Source organism: Streptomyces sp. NRRL S-1813, from assembly GCF_000719605.1.
In the GTDB taxonomy this organism is placed as follows: domain Bacteria; phylum Actinomycetota; class Actinomycetes; order Streptomycetales; family Streptomycetaceae; genus Streptomyces; species Streptomyces decoyicus.
Window position 1 is genome coordinate 1 of the sequence record NZ_JOHB01000056.1, and the last position, 20,459, is coordinate 20,459.

Here is a 20,459-nt window from a genome sequence, read left to right on the forward strand (position 1 = left end):
CAACAAGTCCATCCGCGACACCTGCGACCGCGTCCTGTGGCTGGAACGCGGCGAACTGCTGATGGACGGCCCGACGGACGAAGTGATCAAGGCCTACGAGGACCACCACCGCTGAGACACGCCCTGGGCACGCCCCGGAGCCGGTCCGGCGGACCACGGCCGGCTCCGCGCGCACCGCACGGAAACGGGGACGGCCCCGGAAGCCTGAGCTTCCGGGGCCGTCCGCCGTATCTGACACGTCAGCTGTGGGTGCGCAGCAGCGTCCGCATCGTCCTCATGGCCACGGACAGGTTCGCCAGATCGAACCCCTCCGACCCGTAGATCTCCTCCAGCGTCGCCCGCGCACGGCTGAGGATCGCCGCGTTGGCCTGCTCCCAGGCCTTGAACCGCTGCTCCGGCGTCGAGGTGCCATTGCCCTCCGACAGCACATCCGCGGTCAGCGCCGCATGCGCCGCGAAGAGGTCCTCACGGATCGAGGCACGGGCCATCGACTGCCAGCGGTCGTTGCGCGGCAGCTCCAGGATGCGGTCGAGGAGCTGGTTGATCCGCAGCCGCTCGCCCAGGTCGTAGTAGACCTCGGCGACATCCAGCGGCTCCTTGCCCATCCGGTCCGCGACGGCGACGATGTCCAGCGCCGGGAAGACCGAGGAGAATCCGGACACCTGGACGGCCAGCGGCTCGGGCACGCCCGCGGCGGTCAGCTCCTCCAGGATCGTCTGGAACCACTCCAGGTCGCTGCCCTGTAGCAGGTTCGGCAGCTCCTTCCAGAGCCCGGACACCCGCTCCGCGAAGAACTCGATGGTCTCCGACAGCTCCAGCGGCTGCGGGCGGTTGTTGAGCAGCCAGCGGGTGCCGCGCTCGACCAGCCGGCGGGAGTGCAGCCGGATCCGGGTCTGGACATCGGCCGCGACGACATTGTCGAGCGCCTCGACGTCGTCCCAGACCTGGTTCAGTCCGAAGATCGTCCGGGCCGCGGTGTGCGCCCGCACGACCTCTTCGAGGGAGGCCCCGGTCTCCTCCCGCATCCGGTGCAGGAAGCTCGTACCGCCGGTGTTGACGGTGTCGTTGACCAGCACCGTCGTGACGATCTCGCGGCGCAGCGCATGCCCGTCGACCTGCTCGGCGAAGCGGTCGTGCAGCGCCGAGGGGAAGTAGGCGTGCAGCAGCCGCTGGAGGTAGGGGTCGTCCGGCAGCCCGGTCTGGATCAGCGCGTCCGCGACGGTGATCTTGGTGTAGGCCAGGAGCACCGCGGTCTCGGGCTGGGTCAGCCCGCGGCCGGCGTTCAGCCGCTCTCGGATCTGCCGGTCGGTGGGCAGGAACTCCAGCGCCCGGTCGAGGTCGCCGTCGCGCACCAGGCGGCGCATGAAGCGCTGCTGGGCGTTGAGCATGCTGGAGGACTGGGCGAGGGCCAGCGCCAGCGCGGTGTTCTGTGCGTAGTTGTTGCGCAGCACCAGGGCGCCGACCTCGTCGGTCATCTCGGCCAGCAGCTTGTTGCGCTGCTTGACCGTCATATCGCCCTCCGCGACCACGGAGTTGAGCAGGATCTTGATGTTCACCTCGTGGTCGGAGGTGTCCACACCGGCGCTGTTGTCGATCGCATCGGTGTTGATCCTGCCGCCGGCCGCGGCGAACTCGATCCGGCCGAGCTGGGTCAGGCCCAGGTTGCCGCCCTCGCCGACGACCTTGACCCGCAGGTCCTCGCCGTTGACCCGGATGGCGTCGTTGGACTTGTCGCCCACATCGGCGTTGGACTCCGCCGAGGACTTCACATACGTCCCGATGCCGCCGTTCCACAGCAGGTCGACCGGCGCCTTGAGGATGGCCCGCATCAGATCGGCGGGCGTCATCTTCTTCACCCCGGCCTCGATGCCGAGGGCGGCCCGCACCTGCGCGTTGATCTGGATGGACTTGGCCGAGCGCGGGTGGATGCCACCGCCCTGGGAGAGCAGCTCGGTGTTGTAGTCCGCCCAGGAGGAGCGCGGCAGCTCGAAGAGCCGGCGGCGCTCGGCGTAGGAGGTCGCCGCGTCCGGGTTCGGGTCGATGAAGATGTGCCGGTGGTCGAAGGCGGCGACCAGCCGGATGTGCTCGCTGAGCAGCATGCCGTTGCCGAAGACGTCACCGGACATGTCGCCGACGCCGACCGCGGTGAAGTCCTCGGTCTGGGTGTCGTGGTCCAGCTCGCGGAAGTGCCGCTCGACCGACTCCCAGGCGCCGCGGGCGGTGATGCCCATGCCCTTGTGGTCGTAGCCCGCGCTGCCGCCGGAGGCGAAGGCGTCACCGAGCCAGAAGCCGTACGACTCGGCGACCTCGTTGGCGATGTCGGAGAACGTCGCGGTGCCCTTGTCGGCGGCGACGACCAGGTAGGTGTCGTCCTCGTCGTGCCGGACGACGTTCTGCGGGTGGACGACCTCGCCGCCGACGAGGTTGTCGGTGATGTCCAGCAGACCGGAGATGAAGGTCTTGTAGCTGGCGATGCCCTCGGCCAGCCAGGCGTCGCGGTCCTGCAACGGGTCCGGCAGCTGCTTGCCGACGAAGCCGCCCTTCGCGCCGACCGGCACGATGACGGTGTTCTTGACCATCTGCGCCTTGACCAGGCCGAGGATCTCCGTACGGAAGTCCTCCCGGCGGTCCGACCAGCGCAGACCACCGCGCGCGACCTTGCCGAACCGGAGGTGGACGCCCTCGACCTTCGGGGAGTACACCCAGATCTCGTAGGCCGGGCGGGGCGCCGGCAGGTCGGGGATGGCCTGCGGGTCCAGCTTCATGGACAGGTAGGAGTGCGGCCGCCCCTGGCTGTCCTTCTGGTAGTGGTTGGTGCGCAGCGTCGCCTTGATGACGGTGAGGAAGGACCGCAGGATCCGGTCCTCGTCCAGCGAGGCGACCTGGTCCAGCGCGCCGTCCAGCTCCTCCAGCAGTCCGTCCGTCAGCTCCGTGCCGGCCCGCTGCCGGTCCGGGGACATCCGCGCCTCGAAGAGGGAGACCAGCAGCCGGGTGGTGTGGACGTTGTTGGAGAGGGTGTCCTCCATGTACGTCTGGCTGAAGGTCGAACCGGCCTGCCGCAGGTACTTGGCGTAGGCCCGCAGGACCATCGCCTGGCGCCAGTTGAGGCCGGCCCGCAGCACCAGGGTGTTGAAGTTGTCGCTCTCGGCCGCGCCGGTCCACACCGCCGTGAAGGCGTCCTGGAAGCGCTCGCGCGCGTCGTCGCCCTTGATGTGCTCCGGCATCCGCAGCCCGAAGTCGTAGACCCAGGCGATGGTGGAGTCGGCGCAGCGCAGCTCGTGCGGACGCTCGTCGACGACCTCGACGCCCAGGCGGTTCAGGCCGGGCAGCACCCGGGACAGCGAGACCGGCTCGCCCCTGCGGTAGATCTTGAAGCGGCGCTCTCCGGGGCCCGCGCCGACCGGCTCGTAGAGGCTGACGGAGAAGTCGCGGCCGGGCTCGCCGGTGAGCTTCTCCAGATGCTGGAGGTCGGCGACGGCGCTGCGCGGGCTGTTGTCGGCCTTGTAGCCCTCGGGGAAGGCGTGGCCGTAGCGGCGCAGCAGCTCGGCGGCGCGCTCCTCGCCGAGCTCGGCGGTCAGCGCCTCGCCGAAGCCGTCGGCCCACGAGCGGGCGGCCTCCACCAGCCGGCTTTCCAGACGGTCCGCATCGGCGTCGGTGAGTTCGGGAAGGCTGGCGCCGGGCTCGACACGGATGACGAAGTGCAGCCGGGAGAGGATCGACTCGGTGTTCCAGGCGGTGAAGTCGACGCTGGTGCCGCCGAGCTCCTCCTTGAGGATGTCGATCAGACGCAGCCGCACCCCGGTGGTGTAGCGGTCGCGCGGGAGGTAGACCAGCGCGGAGTAGTACCGGCCGTACTCGTCCTGGCGGAGGTAGAGCCGCAGCCGTCGGCGCTCTTGCAGGTAGAGCACGCTGGTGGCGATGGCCCGCAGTTCGTCGACGGGCGTCTGGAACAGCTCGTCGCGCGGGTAGGTCTCCAGGATCTGGAGCAGGTCGCGGCCGTCGTGGCTGTCGGGGCTGAACCCGGCGCCCTCCAGGACCTCGGCGACCTTGCGGCGGATGACCGGTACCCGGCGCACGGACTCGGTGTACGCGGCCGAGGAGAACAGGCCCAGGAAGCGCCGCTCACCGACGACGTTGCCCTCGGCGTCGAACTTCTTGACGCCGACGTAGTCGAGGTAGGAGGGGCGGTGGACGGTGGCGCGGCTGTTGGCCTTGGTCAGGATGAGCAGCTTGTGCTCACGGGCCTTGGCGCGGGCGTCCGCGGGCAGCCGGTTGAACGACGGCGAGACCGGGTGGCCGTCGGCGCTCTCGTGGTGCACCGGGTCAGCCCGCAGGATGCCCAGGCCCGTGCCGGGCACGGCGGTCAGCACATCCTCGTCGACGCCGCCCTCACCGGGCACGGAGGCCAGCTCGTACTCGCGGTAGCCGAGGAAGGTGAAGTGGTCGGCGGACAGCCACCGCAGCAGCTCCTGGGCCTCCTCGATGTCCTCGGCACGCAGATCGTCGGCGATCGGCTCGGCGGGCAGCTCATCGGCGATACGGCCGGCGGCGGCGCGCATCTTCTCCCAGTCCTCGACGGCCTCGCGGACGTCGGACAGCACCCGCAGCAGATCCGCGGTGATCTGCTTGAGGTCCTCGCGGTCGGTCTCGCGGTCCATCTCGACATGGATCCAGGACTCGGTCACCGCGTCGTGCGGCAGCTTCGCGCCCTTGCCCCGGCCGGTCCTGCCGTGCGCGTCGCAGGTGGAGTCGAAGACCTCGATGAGCTTGCCGGTGACATCACGGCGGACGATCACCTGCGGGTGGATCACGACATGGATGCCGCGCCCCTGCCGGGAGAGCTCGTTGGTGACCGAGTCGACCAGGAACGGCATGTCGTCCGTGACGACCTCGACGACGGAGTGGCTGCACGTCCAGCCGTTCTCCTCGACGGTCGGGGTGTGCACCCGGACGTTCGCGGTGCCCTGAGGACGCGTCTCCGCGAGGCGGTAGTGGGAGAGCGCGGCGCCGAAGACATCCACCGGATCCCGGTCGGTGAGGTCCTCGGGCGCGGTGTGCAGGTAGTAGCGCTGGAGGTATCCCGCAAGGTTGTCCGGGTCGAGTCCCCGTACCGGGTGCTTACTCCCGGCCGGGCTGCTCTCTACGACCCGGGCGGCCCTTGCGAGCAGCTCGGTCTTGGCTTCGTCCAGCTTGGTCTGCATGTCCTCTGGCTCCTGTCGCGCGCCGTTGCGTGACGTTGTGGAAGAACGTGATGGAAGCCGCACAACGCCGCAGCGACGCAGGGTGTCCTGTCGCTGTCGACGCTATGCCGCGATGAGAGAGGGCCGTGCCGATATCGACGGTCTTTGACAAAGTCGACATGGAATATTGGCCGCAACGACCAGCGACCGCCCGGTCACGGTGGTGCCCCGGGCGCACGGCAGGGGCCTCGATGCCCCCGCGGGTTATCGCGCTGATCACGGTGCAAGGCTATCGCTCTCCACACGGGTGCCGTCATGGGCCGTGTGCGTACAAAACCACGGCCCGAACTTAGACCTTCTGGACAACGGACTGCCGGGGTGGAATGTGCGTGGTGGCGTGGCGCCCGGACACCCGGCAGCCTCGCGGAGGAGCAGCGCATGAGCCCGCCGGTCGCCACGCGCACCACGGCCCCCGGACGGTGATGTCCCCCGCTAGACGGTTATGTCCCCCGCCAGCTCGACCGCCTCGGCGAGGGTGTCGACCACCGGCACCCCGGCGGCCTCCAGGCTCCCGCGGCTGTGCGAACCGCCCGTGTAGAGCACCGCGTGCGCCCCCGCGTCCCGCGCGGCCAGGGCATCGTCCACGGCATCACCGATCACGACCGTACGCCGAGGATCCACGCTCTCGATCGCCGCCAGATGCCGCACCATATGCGCGCTCTTCGTGCCTCCGGACGGCCCGGTCCTGCCCTCCACCCGCACGAACCGCGACTCGATCCCGAAGTCGCGCACGATCGGCAGCAGCTCGTCGTGCCCGTACATGCTCAGGATCGACTGGCTGCGCCCGGCCGCCTGCCACCCCTCCAGGAGCTGATGCACGCCCTCGGCGAGCTCACAGCCCAGCCGGTGCGTGCTGTAGTGGCGGTGGAAGGCCTCGTCCATCACCAGCCACTCCGCGTCCGTCGGCAGCCGGCCCATCAGCCGCTCGTAGAACCGCGGCACGGGCACGCAGTACAGGTCCCGGTACGACTCCAGGGTGACCGGCTCCAGCCCGATCTCCGCGAAGGCGGAGTTCGTCGCCCCGATGACGGCGTCGATGTCATGGAACAGCGTGCCGTTCCAGTCCCAGACGATGTGTGTGGCGTGCTTCCCCATGTGATCCCCCACGTCGTTGCCCGTGCGCTTCCCCATGAAGAAAAAATACCCGCAGCCACTGACAACGCGGCCCGGTCCGCGGGCAACCCGCCCCTACCCGATCAGATGCGGGATCTCCTGCACCCCGAACCACAGCAGATCATGGTCCTCCGCGCCGTCCACCGTGAACTGTGCGTCGTCATCGCCCTGGTCCGCCGCGCCGAGCGCCGCCGCGGCCGCCGCGATGTCCGCCTCCGCGTCCGCGGCATCCACATGCACCGCCGCGGCCTTCGACAGCCGCACCGGTCCGGCGACCCGCACCTCGCCCAGCGCCGACTGGTCCAGCCCCCGGTCCGGATCCGCCACCGCGGCGCCGTCCGGCACGTCCAGGGCCACCACCACACGCCGCCGCGCGGCCTCCGGGTGCACCGCGAGCTGCCGCAGCGACGCCTGCGCGGCACGGTTGAGCGCGGCGTACTCCAGCTCCTCGATGTCGTCCGAGACGTACCACTCGCGCAGCGCGGGGGTGACGGCGAACGCGTCCAAGGGACCGGGGCCCAGCTCACCGTTCTTGTGCGCCTCTGCGAGACCGGAAAGGGTCAGGGGGACATAGACGCGCATGGCAGCCGCTTCCGCTCGATTCGCTCGACTCCGAAGATTGTCCCGCCAGCATACGGGCGCGAGTCCCCCATCGTGCCGCCCCCGCATCCCCCGTGCCGCCCGCCCGGAGCCCGTCCCCCACCCCGCTCCCGAGGCCTCAGCCCAAGGCCACGACACGGAAGGGTGAACTCCTCGCACCCCTCGTCCCGGCCGGTCCGCGCCTTGCTTCCGCCCCGAGCGCGCCGATACGAAGTTCCCCACCAAAAGCTACCGCCCAGTAATTCACGGGCCCGGCACCACGGGGGCGATCCACAGCATGACCGGCACCAACGACACCACTGCGCACACCACACCCGCCCTCATCGGGCACAGCACGCCACCCGCCACCCCCGGCATCTGCGGACACACCACACGCCCCACGACACCCGCCGCCGGACGCACCACACGCCCCACCACACCCGCCGACACCGCAGACGTCCACGGCCCGCGTACGCGCCCCATGGAGGCACCGGCAGAGGCACCAGCAGAGGCACCAGCAGAGGCCCCCACCGTCCCCCGGCCCCGTAGGTCCCCCGCCGACCGCCGCCCCCTCGGCCCCGCCGGGAGCGGCCCCGGCTCGTCCCGCCGGAGCCCCGGTCCGGGCGGTCGCGGTCCCGGATCCGCCGGCCGCGGCCCCACTCGTACCGTCCCGTCCGTCCCGCGCCAGGGCCGCCCCGCCGCCCTGGCCGCCGCGGCGAGCCGGCAGCGGCCCGGCACCGGCGCCCCGGCCACGCCCGTCACCGCGGCCGGCGTCCCCCTGCCCACGGCCGGGGCACAGCGCCGGGCGCACGAGAGCCGGCCGCATCACTGGTTCGCCCGTCAACTGGTGCTCGCGCTCAGCGGCCAGCGCCCCGTGCACGCCCTGCTGGGCCATGCCCTGCCCGCCGCGTACGACCGGCTGGCGGAGCTCGCCCCGCAGGCGCCGCTGCGGCCGCTCAGCGGTGCCGGCCGGCACGGGCCCGCCCCCGTCGTGCGCGACTGCGGACTGTGCCGGCCACGCCGCGGCGTCATCGAGGCCTTTGCCCGGATCGCGGCGGACGGGCGGCTGCGGGCCCTGGCCTTCCGGCTGGAGCTGGGCGCCGACTCCCGGTGGCGCTGCGCCGCCCTCGACATCGGCCCGTCCCCGGCCGTCCGGGGCCCGGTGGTCTCCTGACCGAGCACAGGGGCGCCCCGGCCGTGCTCCGGCCGGGGCGCCCCTGTCTCCGCGGCCCGGCACCCCGTGTCCGGGGTGCCCCACCGCTCACTGCTCATTGCTCACTTCTTGCGGCGACGCCCGCTGCTCTTCTGCGCCTTGCGCCGCTCGGCACGGGTCAGACCGTCCGCCTCGGAACGGGCCGGGCCGGCCTCCTCGTCGCTGATGAAGTCGCCCTCGATGACGCTGCCGTCGCCGTCCACCTTGGGAGCGGAGAAGTGCAGCCGGTCCGGCCGCTGCGGCGCCTCCAGGCCCTTGGCGTGGATCTCCGGACGCCCCGCACCGGCGGGCACCACGTCCTTGTCCAGCGAGGCCGGCTCCGCCACCTCCTGCACCGGGACCTCCTCGACCTGCTGCTCGACCTGGACCTCCAGGTTGAACAGGTAGCCGACGGACTCCTCCTTGATGCCCTCCATCATCGCGGTGAACATGTCGAAGCCCTCGCGCTGGTACTCGACCAGCGGGTCCTTCTGGGCCATCGCCCGCAGGCCGATGCCCTCCTGGAGGTAGTCCATCTCGTAGAGGTGCTCACGCCACTTGCGGTCCAGGACGGACAGCACGACCCGGCGCTCCAGCTCCCGCATGATGTCCGAGCCGAGCTGCTCCTCGCGGGCGGCGTACTGCTCGTGGATGTCGTCCTTGACGGCGTCGCCGATGAAATCGGCGGTGATGCCCGCGCGGTCGCCGGCCTCGTCCTCCAGCTCCTCGACCGTCACCTTGACCGGGTAGAGCTGCTTGAACGCGCCCCACAGGCGGTCCAGGTCCCACTCCTCGGCGAAGCCCTCGACCGTCTCCGCCTGGATGTAGGCGTCGATGGTGTCCTCCATGAAGTGCGTGACCTGCTCTTGCAGGTTCTCGCCCTCCAGGACGCGGCGGCGCTCGCCGTAGATGACCTCACGCTGGCGGTTGAGCACCTCGTCGTACTTCAGGACGTTCTTGCGCGTCTCGAAGTTCTGCTGCTCGACCTGCGACTGGGCGGAGGCGATCGCCCGCGTCACCATCTTGTTCTCGATCGGCACGTCGTCGGGGACGTTGGCCATCGCCATGACCCGCTCGACCATCTGCGCCTTGAACAGCCGCATCAGGTCATCACCCAGGGACAGGTAGAACCGCGACTCACCGGGGTCGCCCTGACGGCCGGAACGACCGCGCAGCTGGTTGTCGATCCGCCGCGACTCATGCCGCTCGGTGCCCAGGACGTAGAGCCCGCCGAGCTCCTTGACCTCCTCGAACTCCGCCTTGACCGCGGCCTCGGCGCGCTCCAGGGCGGCGGGCAGCGCTGCCGCCCACTCCTCGACGTGCTCGACCGGGTCCAGGCCGCGCTGGCGCAGCTCCGCCTCGGCGAGGTCGTCGGGGTTGCCGCCGAGCTTGATGTCCGTACCACGGCCGGCCATGTTCGTGGCGACCGTCACCGCGCCCTTGCGGCCGGCCTGCGCGATGATCGGCGCCTCACGGTCGTGCTGCTTGGCGTTGAGCACCTCGTGGGCGACGCCGCGCTTGTTGAGCTGCTGGGAGAGGTACTCGGACTTCTCGACCGAGGTGGTGCCGACCAGGATCGGCTGGCCCTTCCCGTGCTTCTCGACGATGTCCTCGACGACCGCGTCGAACTTCGCGGTCTCGGTGCGGTAGATCAGGTCCGCCTGGTCCATACGGACCATCGGGCGGTTCGTCGGGATCGGGACGACGCCGAGCTTGTAGATCTGGTGGAACTCGGCGGCCTCGGTCATGGCCGTACCGGTCATGCCGGAGAGCTTGTCGTAGAGGCGGAAGAAGTTCTGGAGGGTGATCGTGGCGAGCGTCTGGTTCTCGTCCTTGATCTCCACCCCTTCCTTCGCCTCGATGGCCTGGTGCATGCCCTCGTTGTAGCGGCGGCCGGCGAGGATACGGCCGGTGTGCTCGTCGACGATCATGACTTCGCCGTCGATGACGACGTAGTCCTTGTCGTTCTTGAAGAGCTCCTTGGCCTTGATCGCGTTGTTGAGGTAACCGACGAGCGGGGTGTTCACCGACTCGTACAGGTTGTCGATGCCCAGCCAGTCCTCGACCTTGCTGACACCGGACTCGTGGATGCCGACGGTGCGCTTCTTCTCGTCGACGTCGTAGTCGCCGGTCTCCTCGATGCCGCGCTGCGGGTTGGCGGCCTCGCCCCGCTTGAGGCGGCGCACCAACTTGGCGAAGTCGCCGTACCACTTGGTGGCCGAGTCCGCCGGGCCGGAGATGATCAGCGGCGTACGGGCCTCGTCGACGAGGATCGAGTCGACCTCGTCGACGACCGCGAAGTTATGGCCCCGCTGGACGAGTTCGTCCTGCGACCAGGCCATGTTGTCACGCAGGTAGTCGAAGCCGAACTCGTTGTTCGTGCCGTAGGTGATGTCGCAGTTGTACTGCTCGCGACGCTGGGCCGGCGTCATGTCGGCGAGGATGCAACCGACCGTCAGGCCCAGGAACTTGTGGATCCGGCCCATCATCTCCGAGTCGCGCTCGGCCAGGTAGTCGTTCACCGTGATCAGGTGGACGCCCTTGCCGGACAGCGCGTTGAGGTACGTGGGGAGGGTACCGACCAGGGTCTTGCCCTCACCGGTCTTCATCTCGGCCACGTACCCCATGTGAAGGGCCGCGCCACCCATCAGCTGGACGTCGTAAGGGCGCTGGCCGAGCACCCGCCGGGCGGCCTCACGGACCGTGGCGAACGCCTCGGGCAGCAGGTCATCGAGGCTCTCGCCGTCGGCGTAGCGCTCTTTGTACTCATCCGTGAGCGCCCGCAGCTCAGCGTCGGAGAGAGCCGCGAAATCCTCCTCGATGGAGTTGACCTGGCCCGCGATGCGGTGCAGTTTGCGCAGGATCTTTCCTTCGCCTGCACGCATGATCTTCGTCAAGACGGACACTTGGGCTGGTCTCCTTGCCGGTCGGGCCTGCACGGTCGAGTGCGCGGGCGCGGCATTTTTCCAAGGGGCAGGCCCCGCCGCAACGGCCATCGTAAAGGAGGACGCCGCCGGGCCGGGAGGTACGCCGCAGCGAACCCCGGTGTCCCCTCCCCAGCGTGAACGCACGGGGCCGCGAGAAGGTGCCGGGCGGGTGCCGGGAATCAAGCCGAAAACCCTTCGCCACGCCTTCCGCAACCTTGCAGACTCACGTCATGAAGCCCGTCTCCCTCGCCACCGAGCGCCTTGTGCTGCGTCCCTTCGAGCCCTCCGATGCGCCCGCGGTGCATACCGCGTGCCAGGACCCCGATATTTTGCGCTGGACGAGTATCCCCTCACCGTACGCGGTGAAGGACGCGGAGCAGTTCGTGGGCACGGTCGTCCCCGAGGGCTGGCGCGACGACACCACGTACAACTTCGCCCTGGTCTCCCGGGCGGACGGCTCCCTGGTGGGCGCGATGGGCCTGGTACGCCTCAGCCGGCTGCACACCCCCGAACGGCAGGCCGAGCTGGGCTACTGGACGGCCAAGGAGCACCGCGGCCGGGGCCACACCGTCGAGGCGGGCCGCGCGGTGGTGCACTGGGCCTTCCGCGACCTGGGGGTGGAGCGCCTGGAGTGGCACGCGGAGGCCGGAAACGAAGGCTCCCGGGCAGTGGCCCGCAACCTCGGCTTCCACATGGAAGGCACCCTGCGCGCCAAGCTGGTGTACGAGGGCACCCGCCGGGACGCCTGGATCGGCTCCCTGCTCCCGTCCGACGTGCCCGGAACGACCGCACCGTCCGGCGCCGCAGACACTCCCGTCCCGGACACGACGCCGTATCTGCCCTACCCCGGCTGACCCCCGCCGGCGCGGACCGGGCCGCGCCCCCGCCGCGCCGCCACCGACTCGTCCGGGTGCGCGGGCACCGTCACCACCAGCGGTGATTCCCGTACCCGGGGCGGTTGTCAGTGCCCGCCCCTACCCTTTGCCGCATGACCGCCGTGACGCAGCCACCGCCTCTGCCGCAGCCTGTGAGCACCCTGTCCCGCGACGATGCCCGGCGCTTGGCGCTGCGGGCCCAGGGGCTGCTGGGGGCGCCGGACCGCCGGGCGGGTGTGCGCGGGTTGCTGCGGCAGCTGGGCGCAGTGCAGCTGGACACGATCTCGGTGCTGGCCCGCTCCCACGAGCTGGTGCCGTACGCCCGGCTCGGCGCCGTGGGCCGTGACGCCGTCGAGGCCGCTTACTGGACCCCGGCTCCCTCTGACGCGCCTGCGGCACCGCCGCACAGCTTTGAATACTGGTCGCACGCCGCCTGCATCCTCCCCATCGAGGAGTGGCCGCACTTCGCCTTCCGCCGGCGTGCCCGCCGCGCCAAGGGCCACCGCTGGCACGTCATGGAGGACTCCGAGCGCTCCTGTGCCGCCGTGCTGGACCGCCTGAAGGCCGATGGCCCGCTCACCACTTCGGAGCTGGGAGGCGGGCGGAAAGGCGGCGAGTGGTGGGACTGGTCCGAGACCAAGATCGCGGTGGAGTGGCTGCTGGACACCGGCGACGTGGTCTGTACGGAACGCCGCGCCTGGAAGCGTGTGTACGACCTCGCCGAGCGCGCCGTCCCGGACGCTCTGCTCCACGACGATCTGGACGACACCGAGTGCCTCCGCCGTCTGGTCGCGCAGGCCGGGGCCGCCATGGGGGTGGCCACCCGCGCCGACCTGGCGGACTACCACCGTCTCAAGGCCGAGCAGGTGGATGCCGTCGTCGCGGACTCCGGGCTGGTCCCGGTCGAGGTCGAGGGCTGGGGAAAGCCCGCCTGGGCCGACCCCGCCGCGCTGGCCGCCCCGCCCCGCGGCCGGCACCGCACGACCCTGCTCTCGCCCTTCGACTCCCTGATCTGGGACCGGCCGCGCACGGAGCGGATCTTCGGTTTCACCCACCGCCTGGAGGCCTATGTCCCGCGCCCCCGGCGGATCCACGGGTACTTCGCGATGCCGCTGCTGGCCGGCGGTCAGCTGGTCGGCCGGGTGGACCCGGCCCGCGAGGGCACCACCCTCGTCGCCCGCCAGGTCTCCATGCAGGGCTCCAAGGCCGTCATCCCGATGGCCCGTGCGCTGGAGGAGGCCGCGAGCTGGGTGGGCTGCGACTCCGTACGCGTCGAGCGCTGCGACGACCAGAAGCTGGCCGAGGCCCTGCGCGCGGAACTCACCCACATGAGTGACCAGTAGACGCCGGCCGATGACGCCGGGGGCACGACCGGCCCCCGGTCACCCGGCACATCGAGGGCATCGGGCATCGGGCATCGGGCATCGGGCATCGGGCATCGGGCATCGGGCACGCTCCCCCACCGACCGGCCCGCTCATCGGATCTCGAGGATCTTCTCCCGCATCGCGTACACCACCGCTTCCATCCGGGAGTGCAGTTGCAGCTTCTCCAGGATGTTGCGGACGTGGTTCTTCACCGTGTTCTCGGAGATGAAGAGTTCCTTGGCGATATCGCGGTTGTTCATGCCCGTGGCGACCAGCTTGAGGACCTCCAGCTCACGGTCGGTGAGCCGGGGCGCGGGCACCAGCCTGCGCTCGTCCGTGCGCTGGATCATCGACTTGAACTCCGTCAGGAGCTTGGACGCCATCGACGGGCTGATCTGCGACTGCCCGTCCGCCACGGCACGGATCGCGGTCGCCACCTCGTCGGTGGAGATCTCCTTGAGGAGGTAGCCGGTGGCTCCGGCCTTGATCGCGTCGTAGAGATCGGCCTCTTCGTCGCTGATCGTCAGCATGATGATCTTTGCGCTGGGAGCCACCTCCTTGATGGAGGTACACGCCTCGATTCCGCCGCGCTTGGGCATCCGCACGTCCATCAGCACGATGTCGGGCAGCAGATCCGAGGCCTTGTCGACCGCCTCCGCGCCGTCCCCCGCCTCGCCGACGACCTGAATGTCCTCTTCCTGGGCCAGAACGATCTCCAGACCCCGCCGGAAGAGTGCGTGATCGTCCACGACCAGGACCCGGATCGGCTCCTTGCGCGGCACGCCGACGGCCCGGCCGGCCTCGTCGTCGCCCCCGGCAGCGTTGTGGTCATCGTCCGCGGCGTCGCGCACGGGACCGAAACTGTCCCCCATTGGTCCTCCCCGTCAACTACTCGGCCGTAAGACCGGAGCTTGGAAATAAGGCTGGTTGACAACAGCCCCCTGCGGCCAGCCCGATCAATGCCATACGACCGTCTCCCCGGCATGTCGCCGTTTCGTGCCCACACGCTCCCTGGCTGGCACAAACACTATACGGCTTCAACTCCTGGCTCCTCCGGGCACGATGGTGCCCCCGGCGTACGCCGGGGGCACCGAGCGGATGGGGTTCAGCCGCCCAGCGCGCCGCCTGCGCCGCCGGGCTCCTCCTCCCCGAACAAGTCGGGGTTCAAGTGAATGACGCCGTAGTCGTAGGCGTGCCGCCGGTAGACGACACTCGGCAGCTTGGTGTCGGCGTCGACGAAGAGGTAGAAGTCGTGCCCGACCAACTCCATCTCGTTGAGCGCCTGGTCGAGCAGCATCGGCGCGGCCGAGTGGGTCTTCTCACGGACGATCAGAGGTCCCTCACCCTGGACGTCGATCGACCCCATACGGGTGGTCGGCACCTTCTGGTCGACGTCGGCGGCGAGTTCGCCGTTGGGTGTCAGGCTCGCGGCGTCAGGCACGCTGACCGCGACTTCACTCGCCGGGATGCGGCCGTTGCCGCGACGCGAGTAGCGCTTGTCGTGCTGCTTGCGCAGACGCGCCTCGAGCTTCGCGGTGGCCAGATCCAGCGCGGCGTACGGATCGGCTGCGGCGGCCTCGGCCCGGACCACCGGGCCACGGGAGCGGAGGGTGATCTCCACTCGGTCGGAACGGTCGGCCTGCCGCGGGTTGGGCTCCTTGGACACCTCGACGTCCAGGCTGATCACCTTGGCGTCGAGCTTCTGGACTTTGTCCAGCTTCAGCTTCTCGGCCACGTGCTTGCGGAACCGCTCGGGCACCTCTGTCTTGCGGCCCTTGACGACGATGTCCACGCAGAACTCCGTTCCCGGATCGCTCCGCTCATCAAGCGGAGCAATTCCTTCTTGCACCAGGCTCCGGTGGTTGCCGAAGCCTCGGACTTGGCGACTTTCACCTCCTCCTCCCCCGACGACCCGTTCTCCACTCCCCCGTTTTCAGGATCGCTGCAAACGCCCCTGAACGCATTCATCCCGACATTCGAGGCAAAACACTCGCCAAGTCCTCACAACCGAACATAGCTCTCCCGGACGGATGTCGGCACCCCCTCGGAGCCCCCGGCTCCATTTGGGTGACTTTTCCTCCTCACCTACTTTCCCCGTGATATTGGCTCCATCGGTTCGCCCTCGACTGCGAAGGCACCCCGGGGTGCCGCCACCACTGCCGCCCCGCCGACCCGGCCACCGCTCGCCGCGACCGCCCGGGCAGCCTCAGCGAGCGTCGCCCCCGTGGTCACCAGATCGTCCACCAGTACGGCTGACCGCCCCGCCAGGAGCCTGCCGGCCCCGCCCGGCACCTCCAGGGCACCGGCGACATTCGCCAGCCGCTGCCGGGCGCTCAGCCCCGCCTGGTCGGCCACCACACGCCGCTGCCGCAACGCCGCGAGCACCCGGACTTCCGTCCCCGCCCGCCGCAGCTCCCCGGCCGCCGCCAGCGCAATCCTGCGCACCGGATCATGACCCCGCCCGGCCACCGATCTCCGGGCCGAGGGCACCGGCACCAGCAGCTGAGGCCCGTCGCCCGCCCTCAGTCCGCGCACCGCCCCGGCCAGCACCGCTCCCAGCGGCCCGGCCAACCGCAGCGCACCCCGCTCCTTGTGGGCCAGCAGCACCGCCCGCACCTCGTCGGCGTACGGCGCCCCCGCCCACACCCGAGGCAGCCCCACGGGGCTCGGCCACGGCCGCACCCGCCGCGCCCCGCGCCCGTCCCGCGCAAGCACCCGACGACACTCCGCACACAGCTCCGTGCGCGGCCGGCCGCACCCTGCACAGTCGACCGGCAGCACCAGAGCGGCCAGTTCGCGCCACACCCCCTGCATAACTCCACTGTCCCGCCGTCCACGCCCGGCCACCACCCCTGTGGATAACCATGGCCGCCACGGACGTGCGGAACGGGGACGTGGGGAGCTACTGGGGACGTCGGGCGCTGGGGACGTGCGGACCTGCTGGGTGCTGGGGACGGGGGCTGCGGGCTGCGGGCTGCGGGCTGCGGGCTGCGGATCAGCCGTATGGCACATCGCGGCAGGCCGAGCCCGCCGCACGCCCCGGCCCTGGACCGGCGGGCACCTCGCCATCGGCGCCGGACCGGCCCTGCGTCACCCACGTCACGGGGCACCCGTCACCGGCCACCGGCCACCGGCCACCGGCCACCGGCGAACGCTCACGGTCACCGCCCCGCTCGCGGTCACCCGGGATAGACCGGCGCCGTCCCTTCCTTCGCCACCGTCTTCCAGTTCGCGTCCGGAGGCAGCCGCACAATGCCCTCCGTGGCATCGGCGATCAGCGGCCTGGTCTCGTCCTCCGAGGCCGCCACCGCTATGACGCCGTTGACGCCGGGCAGGGTCTGCGCGTTGGAAGCCGAGCCGTCGGTCTCCATGAACTGCATCTGCTGGACCCCGCCGGACTCCCGCCCGACGACCACCAGCCGGCTGCCGCCCGCCCAGGACGCCGCCACCACATCCTCCAACTGCGGTGCGATCGGCCGGAGCTCCTGCACCGAAAGTGCGGGGTGCGTGGAAGTGCCGTCGCGCTCGACCCGGCCCAGCTGGAGTGTCGTACGCCCCTTGTCCTCCACCAGGACCGCGATCCGGATGCCGTCAGCGGCCACCTTGATCGCCTTGATCCGCCGCCCGCCGAGACCGGGCACCGACACCTTTTCGGGGGCGCCCTTGCCCTCGCGCAGCCGCATCAGCCGCGAACCGTGCGCATCGCGGTCCGCGATCCACAGGTCGCCCAGGCCGTCCCAGCTCGGTGCCGTCAGCCCCGTATCGGGGTTCTTGGCCGAACCGGTACTGGTCAGCAGCGGATCGCCACGCTCGATGCCGTCCTCCAGGCCGGCCACATACAGCGACCGGCCGTCGCTCGACACTCCGGCCGCGGTGTCCTCCCCGCGCGAGATGGCGACCGAGCGCAGTGGGGTCTGGCCCGTACCGAACGGGCCGCGCACCGGCGTCGGTTCGGTCGCGGTGTCCGACATGGCGACGACCTTGTGGTCGCCGTCGATGAAGTACTCCTTGCCGGAGTGCCCGGTGCCCGGGGACGGTGCGAAGTCGCGCTCGGCCTGCTCCTGGGACAGCGAACACAGCGAGTTGCCGCTGTTGTCCTCGAGCTCCACCTCACTGATCTTCGAAGCCCGCGTCATGTCCTGCACGGTGAAGAAGAGCTGAGCCGCCATCTGCTTGCACTGCGTGGAGTCGGTGTTCACCGCGTCCTTGCTGAGCTTGACGCGCAGCGCGTTCGAGTCGTCCAGCGCCAGATCGTGCGCGGCGAGCCGGGTGCCGGACGGGAACGCCGAAGTCGTCACCTGGTTCAGCCAGTCGGTGGGCCCGGACAGCAGCGCCTCCACACTGGCGGTGATCGGCTTTATTCGCTGCCGCAGATAGACGGGGTCCGCGACGAGCGCGTTCCGGTTCGCCTTCGGCTCTCCCGACTCCGAGTTGTAGGACGCGAAGTAGTACTTGTTGACAGAGCGGTAGATGCGCTGGAAGTCGGACAGCCCGAGCACCAGCCCATCGGGCAGCCGGTCGATACGCCACTGTCCGCCCTCCTTGATGAGGTGGATCGTCTGGCGGTACGGCTTCTCCTCAGGGGTGTAGGCGTGACTGTCGTCCACCGCCGCCACCTGGCTGCCGGAGAGGGTGACCGTGTAGCCGTTCGAGTCCTCCCGGTTGGGCAGCGTCTTCGGCTCCGGCTTCGGGCGTTCCTGGAGCACATTGGTGACCTGGAACGGCCGCCAGGTCCGCTTCGCCGACTTGGCGAGATACTGGGTGGCGGTACGGAAATCCGCCTCGTCACTGGTCGTGGCGTCGAGGAAGCTGCGCACGATGTTGGTCGGCTGCGCACCGTCCTGCGGGGGCACGCCGTAGACCCGCACCTGCGACTCGCCTTCGGAGCGCGGCGACTGCTCGACCGACGTGACGTCCCCGCTGTCGGGCATCGACGCACACCCGGCCAGCAGCGCGGCCGCACAGCCGAGCACCAGAAACGTCCGCGCCGGCCCGGCTCCCCTGCGGGCGCGCGCAGGGGAGCCGGTCCCCTCCCCGCGCTCGCCTCCGCGCTCAGTGTCCACGCAGCCCGCCTTCCCGATCCACACCGTGCTCGGCCTTCTGCCCGGCCCCGTTCTCACGGACCGGCTCATCGGTGCGCGCGCTCTCGCCGCGCGCCGCCTTTTCGCTCCGCTCGCCCCCGCTCTGCGGCACCACACGGGCACCGTTGCCGGGCAGTGCCGTCGGGTCGGCCGCCGGCCAGGCCGCCTTCGGCTCCGGGGCGGGGGCCGAGGCGTCGCCTGCCGGTGTGGAACGTGTCTGCACCGGGATCGTGGACGCCTTGCGGTCCGCCCCGGCACGCGGCTGACCCGACTCGTCCAGTCCGCGGTTGCGCCGCGAGTCCTCCGGCTCCAGGGGGATCGGGGATCCGCGCAGCGTCTCGCCGGCCGTACGGGGCAGCGTCAGCCGGAACTGCGAGCCGCCGCCCGGCTCGCCCCAGGCCTGGAGCCAGCCGCCGTGCAGCCGGGCGTCCTCGACGGCGATGGACAGGCCCAGCCCCGTACCGCCCGTCGTACGGGCCCGGGCCGGGTCCGCACGCCAGAAACGGTTGAAGACACGGGTGGCCTCGCCGGGCTTGAGGCCGACGCCGTAGTCACGCACCGCGACGGCCACCGCGCCGCCGTTCCGGCTGCCCGCCGACGCCAGCCGCACCACCACATCGCGGCCCTCACCGTGCTCGACGGCGTTGACGACGAGATTGCGGAGTATGCGCTCCACCCGGCGGGAGTCGGCCTCGGCGATCACGGGCTGCTCGGCGCCACGCACCACTACCCGGGTGCCCTTGCGCTCGGCGAGCGGTTCGGCACCCTCGATGACGCGGTGCACCACATCGCGCAGATCGACCGGCTCGGCCTCCAGCGCGGCCGCGCCGGCGTCGAACCGGCTGATCTCCAGCAGCTCCGCGAGCAGCGATTCGAAGCGGTCCAGCTGCCCGCGCAGCAGCTCGGCGGAGCGCGCGGTGGCGGGGTCGAACTCGTCCCGCACGTCATGGATGACATCGGCCGCCATCCGTACGGTCGTCAGCGGCGTACGCAGCTCGTGCGAGACGTCGGAGACGAAACGGCGCTGCATCCGGGACAGCTCCTCCAGCTGCTGGATCTTGACCTGGAGGTTCTGCGCCATCTTGTTGAAGGACTCGCCCAGCCGGGCGATGTCGTCCTCGCCGGTGACCTTCATCCGCTCCTGGAGGAGGCCGGCGGCCAGCCGCTCGGAGATCCCCGCGGCCATCCGTACGGGCGTGACGACCTGCCGCACCACCAGCCAGGCGATCGCGCCGAGCAGGATCACGACGAACACCCCGGCGGTCGCCAGCGTCCCCGTCACCAGCTTGAGCGACTCCTCTTCCTGGCTGAACGGGAAGAGGTAGTAGAGCTGGTACTGGTTGCTGTTTGCATCGTTGAGCCGCTTGCCGATGATCAGCGCCGGCACACCGTCGTCCGACCCGATGCGCTTGATCTGGGTGTACTGGCGGAACGTCCCGGACTTGGTGTCCAGCTTCCGCCGCAGCTCGGGGGGCACGCTCCGTTCGGGATCGACATCGCCGGAGGCACGCGGACCACGGGTGCCGGGGCTGGAGTCGCCGAACGGTTCATCGGAGTCGGAGCTGAGCGCCACGACGGAGAAGACGCCCTGCCCGCCACTGGCGAGCTGCTCGACCAGGCCGGTCAGCCAGGTCGCGGAGTCCTGGGTGCCACGGTTGCCGGTGCGCACGGTGTCCTCGGGCCGGGTGTCGTCGGCGCCGTCGGCCATCTTCTGGGCCACGCTGAAACCGCCCACGGCCTGGCTCTGCGCGGCCTGCGCCTTGGCCGTGAGCAGGCCGTTCCGGACCTGGCCGACCACGACGACACCGAGCAGCAGCACCACGGCCAGCGACATCAGCAGCGTGGTCGCCACCACACGGAGCTGGATATTGCGCCGCCAGAGGCGCAGGGCGGGCAGCAGCGGCCGCCGCACCCAGCGGCTGAAGAGCCGGAGCAGCGGGTGGACCGGCCCGCTCACCGCGCCATCGGGCAGCAACTGCCCGCCGCGCAGCAATCGCGCGACCAATCTCCCCGAAAAGGACATATCACCCGCCGGGTCGACGGTTCGCCCCCGCGTTCCCTCCGGGGCCGAACCGTCCCGGGTCATC

General features: G+C 70.5%; 12 protein-coding genes and 1 pseudogene. 4 read left to right on the forward strand and 9 right to left on the reverse strand.

Annotated features, from left to right (window positions below):
• A pseudogene (locus IF67_RS43455) lies at positions 1-115 on the forward strand (ABC transporter ATP-binding protein); the annotation flags it as partial.
• A gap of 124 nt (positions 116-239) precedes the next feature.
• On the opposite strand, the gene IF67_RS0137300 reads toward IF67_RS43455, so the two are convergent.
• The 3 genes from IF67_RS0137300 to IF67_RS0137310 all read right to left on the reverse strand — a co-directional run bounded on the left by IF67_RS0137300 (position 240) and on the right by IF67_RS0137310 (position 6,935).
• The gene (locus IF67_RS0137300; protein WP_030993328.1) at positions 240-5,201 is read right to left on the reverse strand and encodes an NAD-glutamate dehydrogenase; all 4,962 of its coding nucleotides are present in this window, start codon (positions 5,199-5,201) and stop codon (positions 240-242) included.
• Between the two features lie 471 nt (positions 5,202-5,672).
• Positions 5,673-6,335 (reverse strand): HAD family hydrolase, encoded by a 663-nt coding sequence (locus IF67_RS0137305; RefSeq protein WP_030993329.1) that lies wholly within the window; start codon positions 6,333-6,335, stop codon positions 5,673-5,675.
• 93 nt (positions 6,336-6,428) lie between these two features.
• The gene (locus tag IF67_RS0137310) at positions 6,429-6,935 is read right to left on the reverse strand and encodes a DUF6912 family protein (protein WP_030993332.1); all 507 of its coding nucleotides are present in this window, start codon (positions 6,933-6,935) and stop codon (positions 6,429-6,431) included.
• Between the two features lie 295 nt (positions 6,936-7,230).
• Here IF67_RS0137310 and IF67_RS42570 point away from each other — a divergent pair, with 295 nt between their 5' ends.
• A complete protein-coding gene (locus IF67_RS42570) occupies positions 7,231-8,106 on the forward strand; it encodes an Rv3235 family protein (protein ID WP_107050368.1) in 876 nt (291 codons plus the stop codon).
• Between the two features lie 101 nt (positions 8,107-8,207).
• Here IF67_RS42570 and secA read toward each other — a convergent pair whose 3' ends face one another.
• Complete coding sequence (secA, locus tag IF67_RS0137320; RefSeq protein WP_030993335.1) at positions 8,208-11,030, reverse strand: preprotein translocase subunit SecA; 2,823 nt, start codon at positions 11,028-11,030, stop codon at positions 8,208-8,210.
• A 251-nt stretch (positions 11,031-11,281) separates the two neighbouring features.
• On the opposite strand from secA, the gene IF67_RS0137325 reads away from it, so the two are divergent.
• Together IF67_RS0137325 and IF67_RS0137330 are read left to right on the forward strand one after the other, a co-directional pair.
• Entirely contained in the window at positions 11,282-11,905 is a 624-nt protein-coding gene (locus tag IF67_RS0137325) for a GNAT family N-acetyltransferase (RefSeq protein WP_030993336.1), read from the forward strand.
• A 134-nt stretch (positions 11,906-12,039) separates the two neighbouring features.
• Positions 12,040-13,269, forward strand: a complete 1,230-nt coding sequence (locus IF67_RS0137330) for a winged helix-turn-helix domain-containing protein (protein WP_051819072.1) — start codon at positions 12,040-12,042, stop codon at positions 13,267-13,269.
• Positions 13,270-13,401: 132 nt separating this feature from the next.
• On the opposite strand, the gene IF67_RS0137335 is transcribed toward IF67_RS0137330, so the two are convergent.
• The 5 genes from IF67_RS0137335 to mtrB form a co-directional block, all read right to left on the reverse strand.
• A complete protein-coding gene (locus IF67_RS0137335; RefSeq protein ID WP_030993340.1) occupies positions 13,402-14,163 on the reverse strand; it encodes a response regulator in 762 nt (253 codons plus the stop codon).
• A 233-nt stretch (positions 14,164-14,396) separates the two neighbouring features.
• Complete coding sequence (gene hpf, locus IF67_RS0137340) at positions 14,397-15,083, reverse strand: ribosome hibernation-promoting factor, HPF/YfiA family (RefSeq protein WP_030076773.1); 687 nt, start codon at positions 15,081-15,083, stop codon at positions 14,397-14,399.
• 293 nt (positions 15,084-15,376) lie between these two features.
• The gene (locus IF67_RS0137345; RefSeq protein ID WP_078889879.1) at positions 15,377-16,105 is read right to left on the reverse strand and encodes a ComF family protein; all 729 of its coding nucleotides are present in this window, start codon (positions 16,103-16,105) and stop codon (positions 15,377-15,379) included.
• Positions 16,106-16,470: 365 nt separating this feature from the next.
• Entirely contained in the window at positions 16,471-18,354 is a 1,884-nt protein-coding gene (locus IF67_RS0137350; protein ID WP_030993344.1) for an LpqB family beta-propeller domain-containing protein, read from the reverse strand.
• Positions 18,344-20,458 (reverse strand): MtrAB system histidine kinase MtrB, encoded by a 2,115-nt coding sequence (gene mtrB, locus IF67_RS0137355; RefSeq protein WP_199812851.1) that lies wholly within the window; start codon positions 20,456-20,458, stop codon positions 18,344-18,346. The genes IF67_RS0137350 and mtrB overlap by 11 nt, the downstream gene beginning before the upstream one ends.
• Position 20,459 lies beyond the last annotated feature (1 nt).

What these genes read in the sequence shown, in the direction of transcription:
- IF67_RS0137345 (WP_078889879.1), bottom strand. Translation starts at nt 16,105, where the DNA reads ATGCAGGGGGTGTGGCGCGAACTGGCCGCTCTGGTGCTGCCGGTCGAC.
- IF67_RS0137325 (WP_030993336.1), top strand. Translation starts at nt 11,282, where the DNA reads ATGAAGCCCGTCTCCCTCGCCACCGAGCGCCTTGTGCTGCGTCCCTTC.
- IF67_RS0137310 (WP_030993332.1), bottom strand. Translation starts at nt 6,935, where the DNA reads ATGCGCGTCTATGTCCCCCTGACCCTTTCCGGTCTCGCAGAGGCGCAC.
- IF67_RS0137330 (WP_051819072.1), top strand. Translation starts at nt 12,040, where the DNA reads ATGACCGCCGTGACGCAGCCACCGCCTCTGCCGCAGCCTGTGAGCACC.
- mtrB (WP_199812851.1), bottom strand. Translation starts at nt 20,458, where the DNA reads ATGACCCGGGACGGTTCGGCCCCGGAGGGAACGCGGGGGCGAACCGTC.
- IF67_RS0137300 (WP_030993328.1), bottom strand. Translation starts at nt 5,201, where the DNA reads ATGCAGACCAAGCTGGACGAAGCCAAGACCGAGCTGCTCGCAAGGGCC.
- IF67_RS0137305 (WP_030993329.1), bottom strand. Translation starts at nt 6,335, where the DNA reads ATGGGGAAGCACGCCACACACATCGTCTGGGACTGGAACGGCACGCTG.
- IF67_RS0137335 (WP_030993340.1), bottom strand. Translation starts at nt 14,163, where the DNA reads ATGGGGGACAGTTTCGGTCCCGTGCGCGACGCCGCGGACGATGACCAC.
- IF67_RS42570 (WP_107050368.1), top strand. Translation starts at nt 7,231, where the DNA reads ATGACCGGCACCAACGACACCACTGCGCACACCACACCCGCCCTCATC.